The 2114-nt window shown below is 47.5% G+C and carries 1 protein-coding gene and 1 pseudogene; both read right to left on the bottom strand.

All coding sequences use genetic code 11. The features are described from left to right. Nucleotides 1-356: pseudogene (locus tag RR842_RS14265) on the bottom strand (phenylacetate--CoA ligase family protein); the annotation flags it as partial. 87 nt (nucleotides 357-443) lie between these two features. After that, entirely contained in the window at nucleotides 444-1829 is a 1386-nt protein-coding gene (locus tag RR842_RS14260; RefSeq protein ID WP_332730243.1) for an AAA family ATPase, read from the bottom strand. Between the last annotated feature and the right edge of the window lie 285 nt (nucleotides 1830-2114).

Here is a 2114-nt window from a genome sequence, read left to right as displayed (position 1 = left end):
GGCGTGATGTGAATACGATCGCGGCTGGTGATGCCCGCCATTTCGTAGCAGCGTGCAAATTGGATAGCCCAATCTTCCACATCTTGTGCGGTGTAGGGAATGATAACCGGCGTGCCCGTGGTGCCCGATGAAGAATGGATGCGCACGATTTCTTCTTCCGGAACAGCAGCGAGCCCTAAAGGGTACACGCGGCGCAAATCGTCCTTTTCGGAAAACGGCAGCTTCTCAAAATCGGCCTGCGTTTGCACATCGGCTATATCGATACCGTCGAAAATCAAGGCGTAAAAAGCAGACCGCTGCTTCAACGTCTTGAATTGCTCTTTAATGAGCACAAATTGTTCGTCGGTTATATTCATAGTGTTAGCAACTTTACCACAACAGAGTAAACCGCGGGCATAGTTTCTCGCCAAGGTACAAAAAACGTAACCGTCCCTATCAGTCCATCATAGGCAAAACGACATATAGAGGGGCAAGTAGAGTCTTTGCCCCTCTCTCTTCAATTGCTTGGGATGAAAAATGATTTCGTCACCCATTCGCTTCCCAAAATGTTTGCGAAAAGCATCAAGCGAAACCGTTGAATAGGACTTTGACGACTTTACTTCTATAGGGCAAACGCGCGGCTTACCAGCGGCATCAGCAAAAGCCCGCGTAATAAGAAAGTCGATTTCCCTGGGTCGGTGGCGAGGTTTTCCATCCCCTGGTGCCGGTTCATCCCAGGCATAATAGAACAGTTCATCACCCGCCGCAGTAAGCTGTTGCGCAATAACATTTTCTACAATCATTCCCTTATTTACCGAAACCCTGCCGAATTGTATTGCGCGATAGATTTCCAGTGCTTCTTTACCGTCCGCAAAAGCGTGGCTCATCAGCAGGCCGGTATCTGCCATGTAGCACTTCAGCGCGCTTTCATCAGCGGTAAGACGATAACCAACATTGGGGTCATTGCATTTCCTACAAACAGTTGCCACACGAGCATCTGCTAGCCACATCAATGCCGAATCATATTCGCGGTATCGAGCTGATTTGCCGAGGGTTGTAAATTTGAACCGTTTGCTTCCTGCGGAAAGTTGGCCAGGAATCTCCTGAAAAATGGCGTACGCCTTCCTGCCATCAAGGCCTCCAAATTTGGCCATATCCTCTACATAAAGCGCTAAAATGCGACGCTTTACCTTATCACAGCGTGCAAAATCGGCATCCTCGATAAAGGCCGCTACAGCTTGAGGCATGCCGCCTACCAGCATGTATTCATTAAACAGGCGCTCACACTGCCGGTGTATCGCTGCAGGTAACGGAGTTTGCGCTAAACATGCGCGACGTATTTCGTCAGCCAATATTTTTTTCTGAAGCGCCCAAAGATACTCTTCAAAATCCAGAGGCCAAAGCGATAGCCGTTCTTCTTCTGATGGAATTAAAATATCCTGAACGTTTTTTTTAATAGAAATCAGCGATCCTGTTTCTATATAGTCAAAACGTCCGTCAGCCACAAGGTGCTTGATCATTTCCCGTGCAGGCGGAAATCTCTGCACTTCATCAAAAATAATGACCGCGTTACGACGTGGGAGCTCCTTTGAGAAATAGAGCTGAAGCATTCGTAAAAACGTATCAATATCGCCCCGGTAATCCCGGAATAAGTCGAGTAGATCTTTCCCTGTGTTTGAAAAATCGACATAAATGAAGTCGGCATATTCTTGTTCGGCAAACTGCTTGGTAAGCGTTGTTTTCCCAACACGCCGAGCGCCCTCTACAAGTAAGGCGGTTGTGCCGTCTGAAGATTCTTTCCAGTCAAGGAGCCTTGCATAGCTTTTTCTTTCAAACATAAACACTCCCATCGATTATGCGCCTCTTTAGTATAAGACATCACACTTTCCGCTGGTTCTTATACTGCAAAATATCACAGAATCCCGAGGTTTACTAACCTTGAAAACACACATAATCCCGAGTCTATGCACCCTCAAAACCGCACGGAATCCCGAGGCTTACTACACGAAAAGGCTGCAGCATTCACCTCTTTCAAGGTGGTGCAGAAACTGAATGCTTGTTCCAATCACCTCTATTGTCTGAGAACGCACCCTACGACACCGTTGTGCGAGCGCTTGGCCCTCTAGCTAAGTTTC

Source organism: Gordonibacter sp. (genome assembly GCF_036667095.1).
Classification (GTDB): Bacteria; Actinomycetota; Coriobacteriia; order Coriobacteriales; family Eggerthellaceae; genus Gordonibacter.
Note: the sequence above shows the minus strand (reverse complement) of the source record. Positions and strands in the feature narration are given on the sequence as shown.